At 73.4% G+C, this 24,836-nt stretch carries 15 protein-coding genes and 1 pseudogene; 13 read left to right on the forward strand and 3 right to left on the reverse strand.

The window, feature by feature from the left end; translation table 11 throughout:
• Nucleotides 1-87 precede the first annotated feature (87 nt).
• Nucleotides 88-915, reverse strand: a complete 828-nt coding sequence (locus tag FH609_RS01555; RefSeq protein WP_139665627.1) for an SDR family NAD(P)-dependent oxidoreductase — start codon at nt 913-915, stop codon at nt 88-90.
• Between the two features lie 105 nt (nt 916-1,020).
• Between FH609_RS01555 and FH609_RS01560 the strand changes: the two genes are divergently transcribed.
• Nucleotides 1,021-1,515 (forward strand): MarR family winged helix-turn-helix transcriptional regulator, encoded by a 495-nt coding sequence (locus FH609_RS01560; protein WP_139665626.1) that lies wholly within the window; start codon nt 1,021-1,023, stop codon nt 1,513-1,515.
• Between the two features lie 188 nt (nt 1,516-1,703).
• Here the strand turns inward: FH609_RS01560 and FH609_RS01565 are convergent, their stop codons facing one another.
• Together FH609_RS01565 and FH609_RS01570 are read right to left on the reverse strand one after the other, a co-directional pair.
• Nucleotides 1,704-4,751, reverse strand: a complete 3,048-nt coding sequence (locus FH609_RS01565; protein WP_139665625.1) for an alpha-mannosidase — start codon at nt 4,749-4,751, stop codon at nt 1,704-1,706.
• A gap of 180 nt (nt 4,752-4,931) precedes the next feature.
• A complete protein-coding gene (locus tag FH609_RS01570; RefSeq protein ID WP_139665624.1) occupies nt 4,932-7,106 on the reverse strand; it encodes an ROK family protein in 2,175 nt (724 codons plus the stop codon).
• 214 nt (nt 7,107-7,320) lie between these two features.
• Here FH609_RS01570 and FH609_RS01575 point away from each other — a divergent pair, with 214 nt between their 5' ends.
• The 12 genes and pseudogenes from FH609_RS01575 to FH609_RS01630 all read left to right on the forward strand — a co-directional run bounded on the left by FH609_RS01575 (nt 7,321) and on the right by FH609_RS01630 (nt 24,771).
• Nucleotides 7,321-8,265, forward strand: coding sequence for an ABC transporter permease (locus FH609_RS01575; protein WP_139665623.1), 945 nt, complete (start codon nt 7,321-7,323; stop codon nt 8,263-8,265).
• Between the two features lie 89 nt (nt 8,266-8,354).
• Nucleotides 8,355-9,233, forward strand: coding sequence for a carbohydrate ABC transporter permease (locus FH609_RS01580; RefSeq protein WP_226961311.1), 879 nt, complete (start codon nt 8,355-8,357; stop codon nt 9,231-9,233).
• 29 nt (nt 9,234-9,262) lie between these two features.
• A complete protein-coding gene (locus FH609_RS01585; protein ID WP_139665621.1) occupies nt 9,263-10,879 on the forward strand; it encodes an extracellular solute-binding protein in 1,617 nt (538 codons plus the stop codon).
• Nucleotides 10,880-10,896: 17 nt separating this feature from the next.
• Complete coding sequence (locus FH609_RS01590; protein ID WP_226961312.1) at nt 10,897-12,864, forward strand: DUF2264 domain-containing protein; 1,968 nt, start codon at nt 10,897-10,899, stop codon at nt 12,862-12,864.
• A gap of 1 nt (nt 12,865) precedes the next feature.
• Nucleotides 12,866-16,060: an alpha-mannosidase gene (locus tag FH609_RS01595; RefSeq protein ID WP_139665620.1), complete on the forward strand. Its 3,195-nt coding sequence runs from the start codon at nt 12,866-12,868 to the stop codon at nt 16,058-16,060.
• Complete coding sequence (locus FH609_RS01600) at nt 16,044-20,042, forward strand: discoidin domain-containing protein (protein WP_139665619.1); 3,999 nt, start codon at nt 16,044-16,046, stop codon at nt 20,040-20,042. The genes FH609_RS01595 and FH609_RS01600 overlap by 17 nt, the downstream gene beginning before the upstream one ends.
• Before the next feature lie 96 nt (nt 20,043-20,138).
• Nucleotides 20,139-20,948, forward strand: coding sequence for a helix-turn-helix domain-containing protein (locus tag FH609_RS01605; protein ID WP_139665618.1), 810 nt, complete (start codon nt 20,139-20,141; stop codon nt 20,946-20,948).
• Nucleotides 20,945-21,259 (forward strand): annotated as a pseudogene (locus FH609_RS31345) (hypothetical protein); the annotation flags it as partial. The gene FH609_RS01605 and the pseudogene FH609_RS31345, both read left to right, overlap by 4 nt.
• A gap of 70 nt (nt 21,260-21,329) precedes the next feature.
• Nucleotides 21,330-21,983: a class I SAM-dependent DNA methyltransferase gene (locus tag FH609_RS01615; RefSeq protein WP_139665617.1), complete on the forward strand. Its 654-nt coding sequence runs from the start codon at nt 21,330-21,332 to the stop codon at nt 21,981-21,983.
• A 58-nt stretch (nt 21,984-22,041) separates the two neighbouring features.
• A complete protein-coding gene (locus tag FH609_RS01620; RefSeq protein WP_139665616.1) occupies nt 22,042-22,905 on the forward strand; it encodes a fructosamine kinase family protein in 864 nt (287 codons plus the stop codon).
• Between the two features lie 130 nt (nt 22,906-23,035).
• Nucleotides 23,036-23,689 carry a hypothetical protein gene (locus FH609_RS01625; RefSeq protein ID WP_139665615.1) on the forward strand — a complete coding sequence of 218 codons (654 nt, stop codon included), beginning with the start codon at nt 23,036-23,038 and terminating at the stop codon, nt 23,687-23,689.
• Entirely contained in the window at nt 23,686-24,771 is a 1,086-nt protein-coding gene (locus FH609_RS01630) for a hypothetical protein (RefSeq protein WP_139665614.1), read from the forward strand. The genes FH609_RS01625 and FH609_RS01630 overlap by 4 nt, the downstream gene beginning before the upstream one ends.
• The last annotated feature ends 65 nt before the right edge of the window (nt 24,772-24,836 follow it).

Genomic DNA, 24,836 nt, shown 5'->3' on the forward strand with positions numbered 1-24,836 from the left:
CCCCTCGCCCGTCGCCCGTCGCCGCTGCCCCTCGCCCGCCGCCCGTCGAGCGGGCAGGCGGGCCCGGACACGGTAGCGTCCCGGCGGTCAGGGCCCCACCCGGTGCGCGCGGGCCGCCGAGGAGCCCTCGCGCAGCAACTCCCCGGTCAGATGCGCGTTGGCGGCCGAGCCGAGGAAGAGGATCAGCGAGGCCACGTCGGCGGCGTCCGACAGCCGTCGGGTCGGGGTGCCGGCGGCCAGCTCGTCGATCAGGGACTGCGGGAACGGCGGCCGGCTCTCGGTCAGGGTGAACCCGGGCGCGACGACGTTGACCAGGATGCCGTCCGGGCCCGCCTGCCAGGCCAACGCCCGCGCCATGCCGTGCAGTCCGGCCTTGGCCGTGCCATAGGGGCCGGGCCCCGGCAGCCCCTCGTCGGCCACGCCCGAAGAGACCAGGACGATCCGCCCCCAGCCCCTGGCGCGCATCGTCGGCAGCACCTCACGGACCTGGGCGGCGGCGCCGACGAGGTTGGCGTCGATCATGGCCCGCCACTCGGCCAGCGGCACGTCCTCGAAGCGCGCGGTCGGGTCGGGCGCCGCGCCGCCCCAGCGCACGGCGTTGGCCACCAACACGTCCACGCCGCCCCAGCGTTCGACGACGGTGGCGTGGGCGCGGGCCACGGTGTCCAGGTCGGTCAGGTCCAACGGGACCACCAGCGCCTGCCCGCCGGCGGCCGCCACCTCGGCGGCCACGCGCTCCGCGCGCTCCCGGCCCGAGCGGTAGGTGAGCGCCACCCGCGCGCCCTCGGCGCCGAAGGCGCGCGCGGTCGCCGCGCCGATGCCGCTGGAGGCGCCGCTGACCAGCACCACGCGGTCGTTGAGTTCGGTCTGCACGGTGAACCCGCCCTTCTCGCCCGTTCGTTGGGAACGGCTCATGGGAGACGCGGATCAGGGTAGACCACAATGAGTTGAGTTCAATACGGTTTCGAAAACAAACCATCTCCGGCCGCGATGGTCTGCCGCTTTGTTAATCTCCTGGGCATGAGCGCTCCCCCGGCCCGGCTGCACGACGACCTGCACTGGGTGTTCGCGCGGTTGAAGCAGGCGTTGGCCAGCGCGCAGGCGCCCGTGCTGGCGCGCCACGGGCTGAGTCACTGGGGATACACGGTGCTGCTCGCGGTGGCCGAGAGCCCCGCCGGGAGTCAACTCGCGCTGGCCCGCGCGGTCTCCGTCGACAAGAGCAAACTCGTCCAGATCCTCGACGAGTTGGAGCGCGCCGGGCTGCTCGCGCGGCGCCCCGACCCCGCCGACCGCCGGGCCAGGATCGTGACCGTCACCGAGGAGGGCACCCGGGTGCTCGCCGCGGCCAGGGCCGAGGTGGCGGCCGTCGAGCGGCGGCTGTTGGCCGGCTGCGAGCCGGGCGCCGCCGAGGCGCTGCGCGCGACGCTGCGCGAGCTGGCCGGCGCGCCGGCGGCCGGGCTCGACGGCGGCGACCCCGGCGCCACCTCCTGCGTCGAGCCCGGTCACGGGGGCTGACCCCGGGCCGATCGGAACGCGGCCCCGGCCCCACATGCGCGTACCCCCGCCCACCGACCCTCTTCCGGGCGGTGGGCGGGGGCGTTCAGGGCGGCCTCCGCCGCGCGCACGCCGAGGCCCGGCCGGGCCTCGGCGTGCACCGACCCTCGGCCGGCCGCCGCACGCCGGCCCTGGCTCAGGCCCGAGCGTCAGGCCGGCGTCAGCCGCAGGGTGCGGATCTCGAACGGGCGCAGCCGCAACCGGCCGAGATCCGGGGCCGGTTCGTCGGCCAGCGGCCGCTCCAGCAGGTCGGTCACCACCGCGCCGGCCAGCGGAAGGTCGCAGCCCAGCCGGGCGGTCGCCCGCCCGCCGAGCGACTCGTAGAGCCGCACCACCAGGTCGCCCGAGCCGTCGTCGGCCAGCTTGACCGCCTCGATCACCACCGCCTCGTTGTCCACCGTGACCAGCGGCGCCACCGCGCGGTCGCCCGGCACCCGGCGCTCCGGCAGGTTGAAGTGGTACCCCTCGCGGATCGCGTCGCCCAGCGAGGCGTTCACCACCAGCCCGTAGCTCAGCCGGTGTTCGCCCAGGTCGGCCTCCGGGTCGGGGAAGCTGGCGGCGCGCAGCAGGGTGAGCCGCAGCGTGGTGGTCGAACCGCCGTCCTCGCGCACGTCCCGGGTCACCTCGTGGCCGTAGGACGAGTCGTTGACCAGCGCCACGCCGAAGCCCGGCTCCTCCACCTGAAGCCAGCGGTGCGCGCAGAACTCGAACTTCGCCGCCTCCCAGCTGGTGTTGGCGTGGGTGGGGCGCGGGGTGTGGCCGAACGGGATCTCGCCGCGCGACAGTTCGGCCCGCACGTCCACCGGGAAGGCGACCTTGAGCAGCTTCTCCCGCTCCCGCCAGTCCACCCGGGTGTCGACGTCCAGCCGCCGCACGCCGGCCGGCAGCGTCAGGGTCTGCTCGATCCGGGAGGCGCCCACGGTGCGCACCACCCGCACCCCGCCGTCCGGCAGGGCGGAGACCTCGTCCGCCTCGGTGAGGTCGGTGACCGCGTTGCGGTAGAAGGCGTCGATGTCCCAGGCGTCCCACTGGTTGGGGAAGTCCTGGTGCAGCTGGAGCAGATTGGCGGCCGAGCCGGGGGCCACGGCCTCCCGCTCCGCCGCGATGTCCCAGAGCGAGGTGACCAGGCCGCGCTCGTCCACGGTGACCCGCAACAGCCCGTTGTCCAGGGTGAACGGGGCCCGCGCCTCGGCCGGTCGGGCGGGCACCGGCTCCACGGCGGGCGCCGGCGCCGCGCCCAGCGCGGGCACGTCGCCGCGCGCGTGCGGGGCCGCGTTGAAGACAACCGTGCCGCCGCCCTCGCCGCCGCCGGCCAGCGCCCGCTGGGCCGCGTCGAGCAGCTCGGTCAGCTCGGCGGTGACCTCGGCGTAGGTCTCCTCCGCCTCCTGGTGGACCCAGGCGATGGAGGAGCCGGGCAGGATGTCGTGGAACTGGTGGGTGAGCACCGTCTTCCACAGCCGGTCCAGCGCCTCGTACGGGTAGGCGGCGCCGGTGCGCAGCGTCGCCGTGGCGCACCACAGCTCGACCTCCCGCAGCAGGTGTTCGCCGCGGCGGTTCCCCTGCTTGGTGCCCAACTGGCTGGTCAGCGTGCCCCGGTGCAGTTCCAGGTACAGCTCGCCGACCCAGACCGGCGCTCGCTCGCCGTACTCCTCGTGCGCCTTGGCGAAGAACTCCGCCGGCCCCTCGATCGCGACCCTGGCCGAGCCGGCCAGGTCGCCCAGGCGCGCCGCACGGCCCAGCATCTCCCGGGTGGGGCCGCCGCCGCCGTCGCCGTAGCCGAACGGCACCAGCGAGCGGTTGGCGAGGCCCTTGTCGCGGAAGTTCCGCTCGCTGTGGGCGATCTCGGCGCCCGACAGGTCGGCGTTGTAGGTGTCGACGGGCGGGAAGTGGCTGAAGATCCGGGTGCCGTCGATGCCCTCCCACCAGAAGGTGTGGTGCGGGAAGTCGTTGGTGGTGTTCCAGGAGATCTTCTGGGTGAGGAACCAGCGCACCCCGGCCAGCTTCATCAGCTGCGGGAGGGCCGCGTTGTAGCCGAAGGTGTCGGGCAGCCACATCTCCTCGGTCTCGACCCCGAACTCCTCCAGGTAGAACCGCTTTCCGTGGACGAACTGCCGCACCAGGGACTCGCCGCCGGTGATGTTGGTGTCCGGCTCCACCCACAGGCTGCCGGTGGGCAGGAACTGCCCGGTGCGGGCCTTCTCCTGGGCGCGGGCGTAGACCTCGGGCCGGTGCTCCTTGAGCCAGGCCAGCTGCTGGGCCTGGGACATGACGAACTGGAACTCCGGGTGCTCGTCCATCAGCGCGGTCACGTTGGAGACCGTGCGGGCGACCTTGCGGACCGTCTCGCGCAGCGGCCACAGCCAGGCGGTGTCGATGTGCGCGTGGCCCACGGCGGAGATCCGGTGCGCCCGCTCGCCCGCCGGCACGGCGAGCGCGGGCGCCAGCAGCTCGCGCGCGGCCGGCGCGGTGCCCGCGATGTCGTGCAGGTCGACGGCGTCCAGCGCGCTCTCGACGGCGCGCAGCAGCTGCCAGCGGCGGGTGTCCTCCTCGGGCAGCTCGGCGAGCAGCCCGCCGAGCACGTCGAGGTCCTGGGTCAACTCCCAGACGGTGCGGTCGAAGACGGCCAGGTCGGCCCTGGCCAGCCGGTAGATCGGCTCGCCCGCCGCGCCCGGCGCCTCGCCGGTCAGCCAGGGCGCGCGGTCGCCGGAGCGGGTGGGCAGGAACGGGACGCCGCCGGGCCCGTCGTCCAGGATCACGGGGTTGGCTGCGGCCTCCACGTAGTACGTGAACTCCTCGCCGCCGACGGCCTCCTCGGCGACGGTCAGCCAGGCGTTGCGCGGGTTGAGCGCCTTCACGGGGGTGCCGTCGGCGCGGTAGGCGAGGCCCTCGGCGGCGAAGCCGGCCTTGGTGGCGTCGAAGCCGAGGTCGAGCACGGCCTCGACGCGGCGGCCGGCCCACTCCTTCGGCACGGTGCCGCTGATCCGGAACCAGCAGGTGGACCACGCAGGGCCCCAGCGGTGGCCGACGGAGACCGGCTGGTAGTCGGCCTTGAGGCCCTCGGCCACGGGCACCGGCTCGCCGCCGACGGGCCACACCCCGACGTCGAGCGGGACGCCGTGCGCGTGCACGGCGGGGAGCAGACGCTGGGTGAGCACGCGGTGCAGGCGTCGTTCGATGAGGACGGGGTCACGATGCATGGCTGTTATGAAAAGCCAATGGATGGAGTTAGTCAACGCCGTCTCGCCCGCCGGTCGCCGACCCCACGGGCGCCGCCCGGGCGCCGGGCCTGCCGCGAACTTACCTGCCCAAGGCGGGGTCCCAGGTGCGGAGACGCGGGGCGGGCGCGGCGGGCCGACAGCGCGTGGCTGTAAAGGGAGTTAGTTTCCGAGAGGAGGGGGTTGGGGCGCGCCCTGCGGGCTGACATGGGTGCGCAGCCGGGGCGCGAACGCGGCGTGGAAGACGCTGGAGGCGGCGCCCACGGCGGCGGCCGACTCGTTGAGCAGCGAGTGCGCCACCCGCACCGGCCGCACGGCGCGCGCCACCGGGAAGCGGTTGACCGCCGTGTCGATCTCGGCGAGATAGATCTCGGCCACCTCGGGCCGCACGGCCGGGCCGCCCACGATCAGCAGCGCGGTGTCCAACAGGTCGGTGACGCCCACCGCGCCGCGTGCCACCACCCGGGCCACGGACCGCAGTATCTCCACGGCCTTGGCGTCCCCGGCGAACGCCGCCCGGCAGGCCAGCTCGTAGGCCCTGGGGTCGTCGGCCGAGACCAGCCCGGCCTCGGCGGCCCGGCGCACCACGGTCGGGATCGGCGCGCACTCCTCCACCATCGCCGGGCCGCCCTCCTCGGTCAGCCGGTTGACGCTGAGCGCGCACAGCTCGCCGAACTCCCCGGCGTTGCCGGTGCGTCCCCGGTAGACGTCGCCGTTGAGGAAGGCGCCGCAGCCGGCGCCGGTGCCCAGATAGAGATAGACGAAGTCCCCGGCGCGCTCGGCGGCTCCTATCCACCGCTCGCCGATCGCCGCCGCCGTGACGTCCTTCTCCAGGATCACCGGCATCGCCAGCCGCCGGGACAGCTCCTCGCGCAGCGGCACGTCCTCCCAACCGTCGAAGAGCGGCGGGTTCTTGATCACCCCGGCCTCGGCGTCCAGCGGCCCCGGCACCGCGATCCCGACGCCCAGCAGCGGGTCGGTGGCCGGGCGCGCCGCCTCGATGGCCTCGCTCGCCATCCGCGTCACCAGCGAGATCACCCATTCCGGGTCGCTCCGCTCGTGCAGCGAGACCTGGCGCCTGGCGACCACCCCGCCGCAGAGGTCGACCACGACCTGGGTGATCATCTCCGGGTCCAGATGGATGCCGACGGCGTGCGAGGCGTCGGCGCGCAGCCGCAGCGGCACCCTCGGCTTGCCCTTGCCGGCCGGCCTGTGGGCGTCCTCCACCAGGAACTCGCTGGTCAGCAGGTTCCGCGTGATCCGGGACACGGCCTGCGGGGTCAGCCCGGTGCGCTGGGCGATCTCCACCCGGGAGAGCGCGCCGGCCTCCCTGATGCTCTCGATGACCAGCTTCTCGTTGAACGAGCCCAACGCCAGCTGGTCGAAGGCGCGCGGGGTGCGCGGCGGAGGGCCTGGGGCGACGCCCTCGTCGGGGCGGCGCCAGACCGTGCCGTCCGAACGGAGCGCCGCCAGCAGGGAGTCGAGCACCGGACGGGCGGCCAGGGGTCCGTGCAGCAGCTCAAGGGAGCAGATCGCGCTGAGCGTGGCGGGCCAGCTCATGGCGTCCGAGGCCAGATGCCAGGTCTCGTCGTCTACCCGGGGCTCCGGCTCGACCTCGCCGGTCGGGTCCCAGAGCAACACCCGCAGTGGGCCCCCACGTTGGGGGGCTTGTGACAGCGTGTGGAGGAGCGCGGTCAACTCCGCGCGCCCCTCGGCGGTGAACCGCACCCGGCTGACCCGGGGCAGAGCCAGCTCGGCGGTGAGCGCGGCGTTGCGCGCCATCCGCTCGGCGACCGGCGCCGGCGGCCCGGCCCTGCGCGCCTCCGCCGGTGACTCGGCGACCACCAGCGCCACCGCCTCCGCGTGCGTCCACAGCCCGAGCAGCAGTGGCTGTTCGCAGGTCAGCGGCGGGTTGGTGGGCAGGGTCAATGGGGAGTGCGTCTCGCCGTCGATGCCCCAGCGGCGCCAGACCGCGCTCAACGCCGTGTGGGAGATGCCCAGATGGTCGGCGAGGGCGCGGGCCGACCAGGAGCGGCGTGGCGCCGGCGGGCCGGCGAGCGTCGCCGCGACCACGTCCGCCTCGTCTATGCGCGGCGGCCGTCCGCTGCGCGGCCGGTGTTCGAGGCCGGCCAGGCCCTGCGCCGCGTAGCGACGGCGCCAGGAGGTGACGGTGGGGCGGGAGACCCGCAGGGCCCGCGCGCTGTCCGAGACCGAGACGCCGTCAGCGGCGTCCAGCACGATCCGCGCGCGTACCTCACGCTCGGGGCGCTCGGCCGCCCAGGCGAGGAGGGCCGCGCGTTCCGCCTCGGTCAGCGGGAGTTCGGGATGGTCATGCATGGCCCCATCCAACACCCTCCGCCCGCCCGCTGTAAAAGTACTAACTGGCCACCTCGCGCCGGGCCCGCTCCATCAACCGCCCGGTTTGTCGGCTTCGTTGGGGCATGGTTGCCCCGATCTTCGGCGGAAACCTGAGCCTTTCGCTCCCGAAGCATTGACTTAATCAATCCATTGGATTTACATGACCTCCGTCTCAGCGGAGGAAAGGGCACGTATGAGCACACTCAAGGACCCGGTGGGCCGGGAGGGCCGGCAAAGACGGCGTGGCGCACGGGAGTTGACGCTCTTCTGGTTCGCGCTGCCGGGGGCGGCCGTGCTGCTGCTGTTCCACTATGTGCCGCTGCTCGGCAACGTCATCGCCTTCCAGGACTACCAGCCGTTCATCGGCATCACCGACAGCCGCTGGGTCGGCTTCGACAACTTCTCCGTGATCTTCGACGGCGACCAGGAGTTCCTGCGCGCGCTCGTCAACACCCTGCAACTGACGCTGATCCAGGTGGTGCTCGTCTTCCCCGCCCCCATCGCGCTGGCGCTGCTCCTCAACGGGCTGCTCAGCGAGCGGGTCAAGCGCGTGGTGCAGAACATCCTCTATCTGCCGCACTTCCTGTCCTGGGTGGTGGTGGTCGCCATCTTCCAGCAGATGCTCGGCAACTCGGGCCTGCTCAACGTCTTCCTCCAAGCCCAGGACCTGGGCACCTGGAACATCATCGGCGACCCCGACACCTTCAAGGCGCTGCTGACCTCCCAGGTCATCTGGAAGGACACCGGCTGGGGCACCATCCTCTTCCTCGCCGCGCTGGCCCGCGTGGACAGCGACCTCTACGAGTCGGCCGCCGTGGACGGCGCCAGCCGCTGGCGGCAGACCTGGCACGTCACGCTGCCCTCGCTGCGCGGCCTGATCGTGCTGCTGGCCATCCTCCGCCTCGGCGACGCGCTGAGCGTCGGCTTCGAGCAGATCATCCTCCAACAGACGGCGGTCGGCCTGGAGAACAGCGAGGTGCTGGACACCTATGTCTACAACAACGGCCTGATCGCCGGGCAGTGGGGCGCCAGCGCCGCCGTCGGCCTGGTCAAGGGCGTGGTCGGCGTCGCGCTCGTCCTCGGCGCCAACAAACTCGCCCATCTGATGGGCGAGGAAGGGATCTACCAGAAGCGATGACCGCCGCACCGTTGTCCCAGCGCCGTCCCCGTAGCGGCCCCCGTCGGGAGCGCGCCCGCGCCCGCACCCCAGCCCGTGGCCACAGCCCGGTGCCCGGCCGCACCCCGGCCTCGCCGGCCTGGCGCGTGCTGCGCGCCCTGATCCTGCTGGTCTGCTGCCTGCTGGTGATCGTCCCCTTCGCCTCGATCGTCTCCACCTCGCTGGCCGACGCCCAACAGGTCAACGCCACCGGCGGGTTCGTCCTCTGGCCGGAGAACCCCTCGCTCGACGCCTACCGGGCGATCCTCGGCGGCGGGATCGTCTCCCGCGCGATGCTGGTCAGCGTCGGCGTCACCGTGGTCGGCACCCTGCTCAGCCTGGTCACCACGGCGCTGCTCGCCTACGGCCTCTCCCGCCCCGGCTCGTTCGGCCACCGGCCGATCCTGCTGCTGCTGGTGCTGTCGATGCTCTTCGTGCCCGGCGTGATCCCCAGCTATCTGCTGGTCAAGGAGCTGGGCCTGATCAACAGCTACTGGTCGCTGATCCTGCCGATGCTGATCAACGCGTTCAACGTGATCGTGCTCCGCTCGTTCTTCATGAGCATCCCCGGGGAACTCCTCGACGCCGCGAAGATCGACGGGGCGAGCGAACTCACCGTCCTCACCCGGATCGTGGCCCCGCTCTCCAAGGCGGCGCTCGCCGTGATCGGCCTCTTCTACGCCGTCGCGTACTGGAACAGCTTCTTCAACGCGATGCTCTTCATCAACGAGTCGGCCAAGTGGCCGATGCAGCTGGTGCTGCGCACCTATGTCGTCAACAACGCGGCCATCGGCGCCGGCGAGGCCAACGCGGCGGGCGCCGCGCTCCCGCCGTCCTACGCGCTCCAGGCCGCCATCCTCGTCCTGTCGATCATCCCCGTCGTCCTCGTCTACCCGTTCCTGCAACGGCACATGACCAAGGGCGTGATGCTCGGCGCCGTCAAGGGATGAGCCCGCCGCATGGAAAGGAAACACCGCTCATGGGCCACGCCCTGACCCGCAGAAACCTGCTCCGAGGCGGCCTCGGGCTCACCGCGAGCCTGGCTCTCGCCGGCTGCGGCGACGGCCCCGACCTGCCGCCGGCCTCGCTCAACGCCGATGTGCGGCTGCCGGAGTACATCCCCTACCGGGGCGTCGAGACGCCGCTGCCCGGCACCCCCGAGGGGGTGCTCGACGGGCACCTGCACTACCCGGCCGAGCCGACCGTCGCCTTCCCCGACGGGCCGCCGGCCACCGGCCCCAGCATCTCGATCATGACCCTGATCTTCAACCCGGTGCCGCCGCCCGTCGGCCGCAACACCTACTGGCGCGCCCTCAACGAACAGGTCGGCACCGACCTGTCGTTCGAGATCGTGCCGGTCGGCGACTACCCGACCAAGCTCTCCGTGGTGGTCGCCGGCGGCGACCTGCCCGACGCCATGGCGATCCTGCCCCAGACCGCGCAGCGCCCGGCGATGTTCCACGCCCTCTTCGAGGACCTCAGCGAACACCTCTCCGGCAGCGCCGTCCGCGACTATCCGTTCCTCGCCAACCTGCCCACCCAGGGCTGGCGCACCACCGTCTACAACGGCGGCATCTACGGGCTGCCCATGCCGCGCGCCGCCGCCGGATCGGCGATGCTGCTGCGCGCCGACCGAGCCGAGGAGCGCTCCCTCGACCCGCGCCCCGGCAGCTTCGAGGAGTTCCGGGAGCTGTGCGTCGGCCTCACCGACACCGGCGCGCGCCAGTACGCGGTGGGCGACCCGCTCACCACCTTCTACTTCGTGCTGGAGATGCTGGGCGCGCCCAACAAGTGGCGGCAGGAGAACGGCCTTTTCAGCTACTGGCTGGAGTCCGAGGTCGTCGAGCAGGCCCTGGAGGCCATGCGGCTGCTGGTCGCCGACGAGGTGATCCACCCGGACGGGTTCAACGTGGTCGGCCGGTTCAAGGACTGGTTCGGCAGCGGGCAGATCGCCATCAACTACGACGGCGTCGCCGGCTGGAACGACTACTACCGCACCTATGCCCCCGGCACCGAGGGCTTCGCGCTGGACGCCATGGTGGCCCCCGGCTTCGACGGCGGGCCCGGCACCCACTGGGCCGGCCCGGCCAGCTTCGGCACCCTCGTCCTCAAGAAGGCGCCCAAGGAGCGCATCCGTCAACTGCTGCGCGCCTGCGACGCGTTGGCCGCGCCGTTCGGCACCGACGCCTACCGGCTCCGGAAGTACGGGGTGCCCGGCGTGGACCACGAGATGGAGGGTTCCGATCCGATCCTGACCGAGACCGGTCGGGTGGAGACCACGTTGCCCACCATCTTCGTCACCGACGCGCCCCAGACGCTCTATCTGCCGGAGTGGCCCGAGGTGGTGCCCGTGCAGCACGACTTCCACCGCCGCGCCGTCGAGGTGCTGGTGCGCAACGACGCCGAGGGCCTCTACTCCGACACCGACGTCACCCTCGGCGCCCAGCTGGAGACCCGGCTCTTCGACGAGCTGAAGGGCATCATGCGCGGCCGTGCGCCCGTCTCCTCCTGGTCCGACACCATCGCCGAGTGGCGCCGCGAGGCGGGCGACACCATCCGCGCCGAGTACGAAGAGTCCTGGGAGAACTTCGCGTGACCGCGCCCTTGCCTACCTTGCCCACCAACACCCGCGAACAGTGGGAACGCACGGCCGACCGGCTGCTGTTGGCCGTCCGCCCCCACGCCACGCCGCACCACGGGCTGATCCACCTGCCGGGCCCGGCCAGCGCCAACGGCCGGTGGAGCGACGGCCTCGAAGGCTTCGCCCGCACCTTTCTGCTCGCCGCCTTCCGGCTCGCCGGCGCCGGCGGAGCCGACCCGCACGGCCACGCCGAGTGGTACGCGCGCGGCCTGGCCGCCGGCGTCGAGCCCGAGGGGCCGGAGCGCTGGCCCACCTTCGCCGAGCGCAACCAGGCCAAGGTCGAGGCCGCCTCCGTCGCCATCGCGCTGCACGAGACCCGCCCCTGGATCTGGGACCGACTGCCGGACCGCACCCGGGCGTTGCTCAGCGAATGGCTCGGCCGGATGGTCGGCGACGCGATGCCCGGCAACAACTGGATCTGGTTCCAGGCGGTCACCGAGGCGTTCAACGTCACCGTCGGCGGCCCCTGGGAGCCGGCCGACCTGGAACGGACCATCGCGCTCACCGACCAGTGGTATGCCGGCGACGGCTGGTACAGCGACGGCCTGACCGGCGGCGCGCACCGCAACTACGACCACTACAACGGCTGGGCCATGCACTTCTACCCGCTGTGGTTCTGCCGCGTCCTGGGCGACCAGGCCCCGCCGGGGCGCCTGGACCACTACCGGGAGCGGCTGCGCCGGCTGCTGCCCGACCTCGCGCGCCTCTTCGGCGGCAACGGCTCCCCGCTGGTGCAGGGCCGTTCCCTCACCTACCGGATGGCGGCGCTGGCGCCGGTCTGGGCCGGCGCGCTCTTCGACGCCAGCCCGCTGCCGCCCGGCCTGACCCGGCGGCTGGCCGGCGCCACCCTGGACCACTTCCTCACCCGAAACGCCCTCGACGACCGCGGGCTGCTCACCCTCGGCTGGCACCACGCCTTCCCGCGCATCCGCCAGGTCTACTCGGGCCCCGCCTCGCCGTACTGGGCCAGCAAGGGCTTCGCCGGCCTGCTGTTGCCGCCCGACCACCCCGTGTGGACCGCGCCCGAGGAGCAACTGCCGGTGGAACGCGGTGACTTCGCCGGAACCCTGCACGCGCCCGGCTGGCTGGTCGCCGGCACGGCCGCCGACGGCGTGGTCCGGGTCGTCAACCACGGCAGCGACCACGCCGACCCGGCCCGCCCCGCCTCCGACGACCCGGTCTACGCCCGGCTCGCCTACTCCACCCACACCGCGCCCGAGATGCCGGCCGATCCGACCGGCGGGCCGCTCGACTCCACCGTCACCCTCGTCGACGCGGCCGGCCGCGCCGCCCACCGCAGGCCGTTGACCAGGATCAGCGTCCGGGGCCGCGTCGGCGTCTCCCGCAGCCGGGCGCACTGGCCGGCCGACGAGCGCTGGGACCCGTTCGGCGGCCCCGACACCGACTACCGGCTCGGCCCCTGGATCACCGTGGCCTCCGTGCTGCGCGGCGCCACCGAGATCCGGCTGGCGCGGGTCGAGCCGGCCGGCGCCCCGGGCGGCCACCAACCCGGCGCCGTGGGCGGCCCGTTCACGCTCCGCTTCGGCGGCTGGGCGCTGCCGGTGCGCGACGCCGGCGCCGGCCGGGCCGCCGGGCCGACGCGCACTCGCACCGGCCCGCTCGCCACCGTCACCGGCGCCGACGGGCTGGTCTCCACCCTGGTCGGCCTGCGCGGCCTGGACCGCGCCGAGGTGCGGCACGCCGCCGACAGCAACCCGCTCGGCCCGCGCTCGGCGACACCGCTGCTGAGCACCGAGGGCGCGGTGCGGTTCGGCGCGCTGTACGCCGCCGCCGTCCACCTGGGCGGCGCGCCCCACGACCCGGCCGCGCTGCCCACGGTCCGGCAGGTCTCCGCCGAGACCGTCGCCGTCGACTGGCCCGACGGCACCCACGACACGGTGCGGCTGCCCGCCGCGCCCGAAGCGACGGAGAGCGACTGACGTGCACGACAACCGACGACTCATCGAGGAACGGGTCACCGTCTTCCTGGCCCGCCACATCGAACCGGCGGTCCACGGGCCACGGTTGCCCCTGACGCTGTCCGCCTGGCGGGTGCCGGGCGAGCCGGTGCCGGTCGCCGAGGCGCTCTCCGCCACCTACCGGCCGCTCGCCCAGGGCGAGTTCTGGGGCGGGCCCTGGGGCACCACCTGGCTCCGGGCCGAGGCGACCGTGCCGGACGCGTGGGCGGGCCGCCGGGTCGAGGCCGTCTTCGACCTGGGCTTCGACTACGCCAGGGGCCCCGGTGGGCAGGCCGAGGGCCTGGTCCACACCGCCGACGGCACGCCCCTCCAGGGCCTCCACCCCTACCACCGCACCGTGCCGCTCGCCGAGCCCGCCGCCGGCGGCGAACCCGTCGCGCTGCTGGTGGAGTTGGCCGCCAACCCGCCCATCGCCGGCTCCACCGGCACCGGAACCCACTACGGCGACCGGGCCACCGCCGGGGACGAGCCCCTGTACCCGCTGCGCGTCGCCGAGATCGCCGTCCGCGAGGAGGACGTCTGGCACCTGCTGCACGACATGCGGGTGTTGGACCAGCTGATGCGGGAGCTGCCCGAGACGACCCCGCGCCGCCACCAGATCCTGCGCGCCCTGGAGCGCGCCATGGACGCCGTGGACACCGGCGACGTCGCCGGCACGGCGGCGCGCGGCCGCGCCGAGCTGGCCGAGGCGCTGGCCAGCCCCGCGCACGCCTCGGCGCACACCGTGCACGCCGTCGGCCACGCGCACATCGACTCGGCCTGGCTGTGGCCGGTCCGCGAGACCATCCGCAAGTGCGCCCGCACCTTCGCCAACATGACCACCCTGGCCCGCGAGTACCCGGGCCTGGTCTTCGCCTGCTCCTCGGCCCAGCAGTACGCCTGGATCAAGGAGCGCTACCCGGAGATCTTCCAACGGATCAGGGACGCCGTCGCCGACGGCAGCTGGGCGCCGGTCGGCGGGATGTGGGTGGAGGCCGACGGCAACCTGCCCGGCGGCGAGGCGCTGGCGCGGCAACTGGTCTACGGGCGGCGCTTCTTCGCCGAGGAGTTCGGGGTGCGCCAGGAGGGCGTCTGGCTGCCCGACTCCTTCGGCTACACCGCCGCCTACCCGCAGCTGGCCACCCTCGCCGGCGCCCGCTGGTTCCTCACCCAGAAGCTGTCCTGGAACGAGACCAACCGGCTGCCGCACCACACCTTCGACTGGGAGGGCATCGACGGCACCCGGATCTTCACCCACTTCCCGCCCGTCGACACCTACAACGCCGAGCTGACCGGCGCCGAACTCGCCCACGCCGTCGCCACCTTCGCCGACAAGAACGTCGCCGGCCGCTCGCTTGCCCCCTTCGGCTACGGCGACGGCGGCGGCGGGCCGACCCGGGACATGCTGGAGCGCGCCGCCCGGCTCGCCGACCTGGAGGGCTCGCCCCGCGTCCAACTCTCCGACCCGGACGCGTTCTTCGCCGCCGCCCGCGCCGAGTACGCCGAGCGCGGCGAACCGCTCCCGGTCTGGCGCGGCGAGCTGTACCTGGAGACCCACCGGGGCACCTACACCAGCCAGGCCCGCACCAAGCGGGGCAACCGGCGCGCCGAGTCGCTGCTGCGCGAGGCCGAACTCTGGTCCGCCACCGCCGCGTTGACGACGGGGCTCGCCTACCCGCACGAGCGGCTGACCGAGCTGTGGCAGCGGACGCTGCTCAACCAGTTCCACGACATCCTGCCCGGCTCCTCCATCGCCTGGGTGCACCGCGAGGCCGAGGTGGTCTACGGCGAGATCCACGCCGAGCTGGAGCGGATCATCGAGACCGCCCTCGCCGCCCTCGCGACGCCGCGCGGCGGGGGCGAGGGGGTCACCGTGCTCAACGCGGGCCCCTGTCCCCGGTCCGGCATCGCCGTGCTGCCGCCCGGCGCGCCCCAACCGGCCGGCGCCCAGCGGCTGTTCGACGGCCGGACCGCCGTGCCCGCCACCGCCCCCGCGCTCGGCGGCGGCCCGGCCGCCCCGGCCGACCCGCCCGAGCCCGTCACCGCCGTCGCGGCCGAGGGACGGATCGAGTTGGCCAACGAGCTGCTGCGGGTCGTCGTCGACGAGCGCGGCCTGGTCACCTCCCTCCACGACCGCGCCGCCGACCGCGAGGCCATCGCGCCCGGCGCGGCCGGCAACCTGCTCCAACTCCACCCCGACGACCCCACCAGGTGGAGCGCCTGGAACATCGACCCCTCCTACCGCAACACCGTCACCGACCTCACCGAGGCCGAGTCCGTCACCCTGCTGGAGACCGGCCCCCACCTGGCAGTGGTCCGCGTGGTCCGGGCCCCCGGCCCGACCCGGATCACCCAGTACCTCGAACTGGCCGCCGGCAGCCGCCGGTTGACGGTCCGCACCGAGATCGACTGGCAGCACCGCGACACCGTGCTCAAGGCCGCCTGGCCGCTGGACGTGCACGCCGAGCACGAGAGCGCCGAGATCCAGTTCGGCCATGTGCGGCGGCCCACCCACACCAACACCAGCTGGGAGGCGGCCCGCTTCGAGCTGTGGAACCACCGCTGGGTCCACGTCGGCGAACCCGGCTGGGGCGCCGCGTTGCTCAACGACTCCACCTACGGCCACGACATCACCCGCACCACCCGCGTCGACGACGACGGGACCGGGGGAGCCGGCTGGACCGGGGGAACGACCACGACGGTCCGGCTCAGCCTGCTGCGCGCCCCGCACAGCCCCGACCCGGAGGCCGACCGGGGAACGCACGCCTTCACCTACGCCGTCGAGGTCGGCGCCGACCTGGCCGCCGCCCTCGCCGGCGGCTACGAGCTCAACCTGCCGCCCCGCGCCCTGGCCGGCGCCGGACCCGTCGCCCCGCTGGTCGCGTTGGACAACGACCAGGTGCTCGTCGAGGCAGTCAAGCTCGCCGACGACCGCTCCGGCGACCTGGTGGTCCGCCTCTACGAGGCGCACGGCGGGGCCGCCCGCGCCACCCTCACCACCGCCTTCCCGCTGGCCGCCGTCGCCGACTGCGACCTGCTGGAGGAGCCGCTCCGGCCGCCCGCCGCGCCCGGGGCGGGCGGCGAAGTCCCGCTGCGGCTACGCCCGTTCGAGATCCGCACCATCCGACTCAGCCCGTCCCCCACCCACCGGGAGGAAGTCCGTGCGCACACCCCGTAGAACCCCGACCGGAACCCCGACCAGACCCGGGGCCGGCACCCGCCGCACCGCCGGCCTGCTGGCCCTCGGCCTGGCCCTGGCCGGTCCCGCCCTGCCCGCCCGGGCCGCCGAGCCGACCGCCGCCCCCACGTCAGCAGCTCCGGCCCAACCGGCCCAACCGGCGCAACCGGCGCAACCGGCCCAACCCGACGAAGCCCTCGCCCTGTTGATGTACCCCGAGGGCCTGGGCGCCGACCTCGGCCCCGAGCCCGAGACCCTGGGCCTGACGGTCACCGCCGGCGAGAACCCCGACGGCGTCACCGCCGGCGAGCTGGACGGCCTCGGCTACTGGGCCACCGACCCCGCCGCCGGCGCCGACCACCTGGCGCTCGCCCCCGACGCCGACTGGCTCGCCGAACTGCCGGACGACGCGCCCCGCGCCCTCAGCGTCACCTTCCGCGACACCGGAGCCGACGAACTCCTCCTCACCGGCGGCGACTCGGAGCTGCGCGTGCCGCTCACCGGCACCGACGCCTGGCGCACGGCCGCCCTGGAACTGCCGGCCGAGGCGGACGGCGAGCTGCGGCTGGCCGGCGTCACCGACGGCGAGCCCGCCCCGTTGACCGTCGCCGCGCTGCGCGTGGGCACCGCCGGCGCCCACGCCACGCTCGGCGCCTCGCCGACCGCCGAGCAGGTCACGTTCACCGCGGGCGACGACGCCACCGGGCTGGTCACCGGCGAGCACGAGGGCCGGGGCTACTGGCGCACCGACCGCGCCGCCAACACCCTCTACTTCTACGCCAACGTCGCCGACACCCTCGCCTACCAGGTGAGCGGCCCGACCCTGGTCAGCGTCGACTACCTGGACGAGGGCACCGGCACCTTCCAACTCCAGTACGACGCGCCGGAGAACGCCTTCCAGCCGTCCGAGCCCGCCGAGCTGACCGACACCGGCGCCTGGGCCACCCACACCTTCGCGCTGGACGACGCCCAGCTCACCAACCGCGCCAACAACAACGACTTCCGGCTCGCGCCCGGCGGCCCGGAGAGCGAACTCACCGTCGCCGCCGTGCGGATCGCCGTCCTCGCCGACGAACTCGACCCGGCCGGCGGGCTCCGCCGCCAGCTCGCCGAGGCCGAACGGATCTGGTCCGCGCTCCGCGAGGGCGACCGCGACGGCCAGTACCCGCCGGGCAGCCGCGACGCGCTGCGCGCCGCCATCGACGCCGCGACGCCCGTCGCCGACGACCCCGCCACGGACGAGAACACCGCCAGGGACGCGCTGCGCGCGCTGCTCGACGAGCTGACCGCCGTCACCGACAGCGCCGTCGTCACCAACCTGGCGCGCGGCGCCGCCATCACCGCCAGCAGCGGCGAGGCGCCCGAGGCCGCCGTGGACGGCTCCCTCGACACCGCCTGGCACAGCGGCGACGCGGGCGAGGGCGAGTGGCTCACCGTCGACCTGGGCGAGACCACCCCCGTCAACGACGTGCGGCTCTCCTTCGACGACCGCTACCCGTCCGCGTTCACCGTCCAGACCTCCCCGGACGGCGAGGATTTCACCGCCGTCCGCGAGGCCGGCGGCACCGGGCCCGACCGGGGCGTGAAGGTCCGCTTCGCACCCGTCGAGGCCCGCTACGTCCGGGTCCAGCTCCACGGCTACGGCGAGGGCGCCGCCAGCCAGAGCGTCACCGAGTTCGAGGTCCGCCACGAGCGGGTCGTCAGCCCCGAACCCCGGCTCGTGGAGACCGAGTTCCCCACCGAGGACTGGATCGTCGCCGACTTCGACGCCACCGACTTCGGCGCCGACCCCACCGGCGCTGACGACTCCACCGACGCCATCCAACAGGCCGTCTACGCCTGCGTGGACGCCGGCGGCGGCACCGTCTGGCTGCCGGCCGGCAGCTACCGGGTCACCGACACCATCGAGGTCCACGCGTTCTGCACCGTGCGCGGCGACCGCAACCCCGACCCCGGAAGCGCCGCCGACGCCGGCCTGGGCACCGTGGTCCACGCCGAGCTGCCGCCCGGCGACGAAGGGCCCAGCCTCTTCCGGATCGGCGGCAGCGCCGGCGTCATCGGGCTGACCACCTACTACCCGGACCAGAACGCCGAGGACCCGGTGCCCTACGGCCCGACGTTCGAGATCCCGGGCCGCGCCTGGATCGGCAACGAAAACTACATGATGTCCACCGTCGCCGAAGTGAACCTGCTCAACTCCTACCGGGGCATCGGCATCTCCACCATGCCCAACGACCAGGGCGAGGCGGCCTCCGGCGGCCAGACCCACGAGTCCACCACCCTCCGCGACATCCGGGGCACCGCGCTCCTCGAAGGCGTCCGCGCCTACAACGGCGCCGACGTCGGCACCTGGCAGGACGTCCACTTCACCAACGCCGTCTGGGCCGAGGCCCCCGACGCCTACCGGCCGCCGGCCCGCGCGACGCTGGACGCGTTCACCCGCGCCCACGGCACCGGGCTGGTCCTCGGCGACCTGGAGTGGGACGAGTTCATCGACGTCTCCGTGGCCGACTACCGGATCGGCATCGACGTGGTGGAGGGCCAGCGGATCAACTTCGCCGGCTCCTTCGTCCGCACCTCCGTCACCGACACCGACATCGCCGTCCGCACCGCCGACTTCACCTCGCGCTGGGGCTTCGGCCTGGTGGACAGCGTGCTGGAGGGCAGCGAGGCCGCCGTCCAGAACCGGGGCGAGCTGTATGTCAAGCTCACCGACACCGAGCTGACCGGGCCGACCAGCGGCACCGTGTACGAACTCCCCGGCGAGGCACCGGAGTACCAGCCGGCGACCACGCCGAGGGCCGAACGCGGCGCGCTCTACGTCCCCGAGGTGCCGCACACCGTGGGCGTGCTGCCCGAGACGGACGCCACCGGGGCGATCCAGAACGCGCTCGACGCGGCCGCCGAGGACGGCGGCGGCATCGTCTACCTGCCGGCCGGCTGGTACCGGGTCGACGGGCACCTCACCGTGCCGACCGACGTCGAACTGCGCGGCGCCTCGCCCGTCGCCCACCGCGACCTGCTGGGCGCCAGCGGCGGCACCGTGCTCTTCGCCCACGAGGGCCGCGACACGGCCGAACCCACCACCGCCACCGCGCTGATCACCCTTGACGGCGACCGCGCCGGCGTCAGCGGCCTGCGGGTCTTCTACCCGGAGAACAACCCGGGCGTCGCGGACGGCCTCGCGCCCTACCCGTACACCATCAGGGGCAACGGCACCGGCACCTATGTGGTCAACGTCGGAATGCCCAACGCCTGGCTGGGCGTCGACCTCGCCACCCACCGCAACGACGCCTTCGTCGTCCGCAAGCTCTCCGGCGCCTTCCTCGCCGGCGGCATCGCGGTCGGCGAGGGCGAGGGCGGCCGGATCGAGGGCGTGCTCTCCAACGGCAACGCCACCGCCAGGGTCGGCTACGCGCTGCCCGACTGGGGCCTGGAGAAGCACATCTTCCCGCAGGTCATCGACAGCCACACCCGCGCCAACTCCGACCTGGTGACGGTGGAGGGCGCGGTCGACCTCCAGACCCTCAACGTCTTCGGCTACGGCTACCACAGCGCGCTGGTCGTCCACTCCGGGCAGGTCACGGCGTTCAACCTGGGCTCCGACAACCTGCACGAGGACGGGTACACCGTCGCCGCCGGCGACGACGCCGAGGTCACGGCCGTCAACGTGATGCGCTACAACGGCACCACCAGCACCGGCCCGGTCACCCTGCTCAACGTGATGGCGCTCTACATGGTCAACCACCCCGTCACCGCCGGCCCGGTGCCCGAGAACGGCGGCGAGGTCACCGTCACCGGCAACATGACCGAGCCCGGCGCCTACGAGGAGAACAGCCACATCACCGCCACGGCGGAACCGGCCCCCGGCTACCGCTTCGACCACTGGGAACACGCCGGCGAACCCCTCGGCGACACCCCGACGTTGACCCTCCCGGTCGACGGCCCGCTGCACCTGGAGGCCCACTTCACGGAGGAGTGACCGCTCCCGCACCCCGGCGGCGCGACCCCCACCCGACGGGGGCGCGCGCCGCCGGGGGCGCGACCGCTCCCCGCGCGTGAAAAACTGGCCGAACCAATGACCGCATCACCGTCCTCAGCCGCTCAGGCCGCTCGCGAACGCTTGGCCGCGAGGCTGCGGGACATCCGCCGCGAAGCCGGGCTCAGCGGCGAGGAGTTGGCTCTTCGGTGCGGCTGGAGCCCCTCGAAGCGTTCGAGGATCGAGAACGCCAGGACCTCCCCGTCCGACGCGGACGTGCGGAACTGGTGCACCGCCTGCGGCGCCGAGGACCAGACCGCCGACCTGGTCTCGGCCAACCGGCAGGCCGACCAGATGTATGTGCACTGGAAGAAGCTCCACCGGCACGGGATGCGCCGTGCCCAGGACGAGGTGCTGCCCCTGTACGCCCGCACCAGACGCTTCCGCGTCTACTGCTCCAACGTGGTGCCGGGCATCCTCCAGACCGAGGCCTACGCCAGCGCGTTGCTCTCGTCGATAGCCCGCTTCCAGGAAACGCCCGACGACGCCCCGGAGGCGGCCGCCTCCCGCATCGAGCGCTCCCGCGTGCTGTACGAGGGAGACCACCGATTCGCCTTCGTGCTCGAGGAAACGGTCCTCCGCTATCGCATCGGACCCCCGGAGGCCATGGCTTCCCAACTCGGCTATCTCCTGGCGGTGATGGCCCTGCCGAACGTCAGCCTGGGCGTCATCCCCGCCGACGCCGAGCGCCGGATGTGGCCGTTGGAGGCGTTCTACCTCTTCGACGACCGGCAGGTGAGTACGGAACTGCTCACGGCCGCCGTGAACGTCACGGCGCCCAGTGAGATCGCCACCTATGCGAGCGCGTGTTTCGGCGTCCCCACCGACAGAAGGGACCGCATGACGTGACCGCAACCGTCGAACCCCGACTCGCGCCACCCGACACCCGTGACCCGCGTGAACTCCTCAACGCCGTGAAGCCCCATGTGGAGCACCTCACGATCAACGTCTTCGACTGCGGCATGACTCTCTGGGACCGCGAGGTGGCGCTCCTGCTGCGGGACAACGAGATGGTGCGCGACATGGCCGAGCGCATCCTGGGCAACGCCGTGATGTACATGATCACTTCGATCGAGCGCCCGGATTGGCACCTGGGTGTCGGCAAGCTCGTCGACCGGGGCGTCCACCAGATCTATCTGGACACCCCGGTCCTGTTCGCCTTCTTCACGCCGGTGCCGGGCGCGGCCCGCGAGACCGGGCGCCGCCCAACGCCCCTCGGAGGAAGCCCCGTTGCCCGCCCGACACGACATCGCCGCCGAACGCGAACTCTGGGACGCCTACGCCGAGAGCGTCTTCGCCCACGACGCGGAGCCCCGCTTCCGCTGGACGCAGTACGCGGATCACGGCCCAGGGCCGGAACTCCTGGGCGCCCCTCGCTCCGTGCTGGAGATCGGCTGCGGCACCGGCCGCGCGGTGGCCCATCTCGCCCAGCGGGGCGTGCACGCGAAGGGAGTTGACCTGTCCCCGGTCATGGTGGCCAAGGCCCGCGAGCGGTGGCGGGCGACCGGAGCGCGCTTCGAGTGCGCCGAGGTCCTCGACTTCCTCGCCGAGGACGGCGCCACCTACGACGCGGTGTACTCGGTCTTCGGCGCCGCCTGGTTCACGGACCCGAGCAGGCTGTTCCCGCTCGTCGCCCGGCGGCTCGCCCCCGGGGGCGTGTTCGCGTTCTCCCAACCCCCCGCCATTCCCGGAGCGTACGGCCCGCAGGGCATGTACAAGGGCGGCTTCGCCGGGCCCGCCCTGTTCACCTACCGCTACAGCCACACCCCACGCGGGTGGCGGAACCTGCTGCGCCGCGCCGGCTTCACCCGCGTCGAGGCACGGGTACTGGACGCCCCGACGCCTGGGCACATCGGCACCCTGATCGTGCGGGCCAGCCGCTAGGGTGCGCCCCGGCGGCGGCCCCTGGACCGGGGTCGCCGCCCGTGCTGTGCTGGGCGGCATGGGCACCCTCCCGGAACGGCTGCGGGCCGCCGGCTTTCCCGTCGTCGAGATCACCCCGACCGAGGGCGGCGCGATCGCCGAGGGCGGCATCGCGCTCCTCGCCGACGGCCGGCGCGTCTTCGCCAAGACCGTCGACGGCCCGGTGGGCGACCTGTTCGAGGTCGAGGCCACCGGGCTGGCGACGCTCCGGGCCGAGGGCGGCGCCACCGTCCCCGCCGTCCGCCACGCGTCCGCGCACCTGCTGGTGCTCGACGTCTGCCAACCCCGCCCCGACACCCCCGAGTTCTGGGCCGCGCTCGGCCGCCGGACGGCGGCCCTGCACACCTCCACCGTCGGGGACCGCTTCGGCTGGCACCGCGACGGCTGGCTCGGACGGATGCGGCAGGACAACACCTGGGACACCGACGGCCACCGCTTCTTCGCGGAACGCCGCCTGCTGCGCTGGCTGCCCGAACCCGGCGCCGAGGCCGCCCTGGACCGCGAGGACCGCCGCGCCCTGGAACGCCTCTGCGCCGCCCTCCCTGAACTCGTCCCGGCCCAGCCGCCGTCGCTCACCCACGGCGACCTGTGGAGCCAGAACGTCCTCGCCACCGCCGAGGGCGCCCCGGTGCTGATCGACCCGGCGGTCTCCCACACCTGGCCCGAGGTCGACCTCGCGATGTTCTGGTGCAGCCCGCGCCCGCCCGAGGCCGACGCGTTCTTCGCCGCCTACGGGGAGGCGGCCCCGCTGCGGGACGGTTGGCGCGAGCGGATGCCGCTGCTGTATCTGCGCGAGTTGCTGAGCGCGCTCGCCCACGAGGACGACACCTGGGGCGCGGCGGCGATGGTGCGACGACTGGTCGCCCCCTTCCGCCGGCGCTGAGCGCGCCTGCGCGCGGCGCGGCAAGTTGGTAACAAGCACCCGGAGTTACCCGGTGCTGTCACCGCGCGTCGGTACAGTGGCGGTGGGTCTGTCCGATACCGCCTCCCATTCACCGAAAACGGGGACTCCTGTGACGCGCCGCCTCCGCACCGCTCTCCTCGCCGCGACCGCCACCGCGCTGCTGCTGACCGCCACGACCGCCTGCGGCGACGACTCGGACGACGGCGGCAGCGACGACATCCCGGGCGTCGACGAGGGCGGCACCTCCGAGGTGGCGGAGACCCCCACCGACGCCCCGCCGGACGAGGTCGCCGACCGCCCGGAGATCACCCTCCCGGAGGGGTTCACCAACGTCTACGAGGACTGGGAGTCGGACGACCCGACGGAGCAGCAGGTGCTCAACGACGCCAGGGAGGCGCAGAACAGCGTGGACCTCGCGATCCTGGAGCGCGATCCCGAGGCCGACCACCTGGCCTTCTACCACCGCGCCGAGGCGCTGACCAGCGCCCAGGACTGGATCGGCGGCTTCGTGCGGAACGACCGTTCGATCGCCGGCAGCGTGCGGTACTTCGCGCCGCAGGTCACGCTTCAGGCGGAGAACGCGGCCTCGTTGACCTACTGCGCCGACGAGAGCGAGGCGACGGCCACCGACGTGAACACCGGGGAGCCGATCCCCGAGGACGGGGGAGAGCCCTTCGTCTCCTACACCAACCTGCTGGAGAAGGACGAGCGGGGCGTGTGGGTCACCACCTCGGCCCAGTCCCAACGTGGGCAGTGCGGATGAGACCACTCAGACGCGGCGCCGTGGTCCTGTGCGCCGCAGGAATGCTGGCAACGGTGCTGACCAGCCCGGCGGTTGGACTCGGCAACGGCGACGACGACTCCCGGGGCAACACCGACGGGGGTGGGCAGGACGGGGACACGCTCACCGCCGAGGCGCGGACGGAGGTCGTGATCACCGGGGACACCGGCGGTGAGGGCGACGGCAGCCTCGCGCCGATCGACACCGGGTGGACCCCGCCCGTCTGCTGGTACGAACCGTTCATGACCGCCGAGGAGTTCGAGGCGGCCGTCGAGAGCCTGGACGGCCACGCCAACCGGGCGCTCAACATCTGGTCGCCGGCGCAGGCGTTCACCGACATCTACCGCGACAACAACCCCGCCGACTGGGCGGAGAACTTCAACAGCGTCTACAGCGGCGTCGGTTACGACAACTACAACCTCGACATCGCCGACGAGGGACTCTGGTGGCACGGGGTGATCAACCCCAACCGGCGGAACGACTACCGCGCCGGCACCGACTGCGTCGAGCCCATCTTCTGGGGCGACCCGACGGACGTCCCCGAGCTGCCGGAGGCCATCGACGACGAGGTGCTCGCCGAGTACGCCTACGACGAGATCGGCATCCCGGAGACCGAGATCGAGTTGAGCCCGGACGGCGAGCAGCTGGTCAACCTCGCCACCTGGATCTGGATGGAGGAGGCGCTCCTCGAACCGCGCACGGTGCGGGCCGAGTTGCCGATCAGCGGGGTGTGGGCGGAGACCACGGCCGAGCCGGTCGCGTTGACCATCGACCCGGGTTCGGAGGACGCCGTGGTCTTCCCCGCCTCCGGCGAGTGCGCGGTGAGCGAGGGCGGGCGGATCGGCGCGCCGTGGACGCGGGGCGACGAGGGCGAGGACCCGCCGTGCGGGGTGCGGTACGAGCGTTCCACGCACCGGGACGGTTCGTTCACCCTGACCGCGAGCCTGACCTGGGAGGTCAGTTGGACCGGCTCCCAGTCGGGCGGGCCGCACCCGCTGCCCGGCGGGGTCTTCGAGACGACCTACGACATCGTGGTGTCGGAGTCCCAGGCGATCGTCCGCTGAGCCGCGCGCCCGGAGAGGGACGTGCCCACCGAGGTGGAACGGCCCGGCCCCGCCACGGGGCCGGG

It is taken from the genome of Streptomyces sp. 3MP-14, assembly GCF_006334905.2.
Classification (GTDB): Bacteria; Actinomycetota; Actinomycetes; order Streptomycetales; family Streptomycetaceae; genus Streptomyces; species Streptomyces triticirhizae.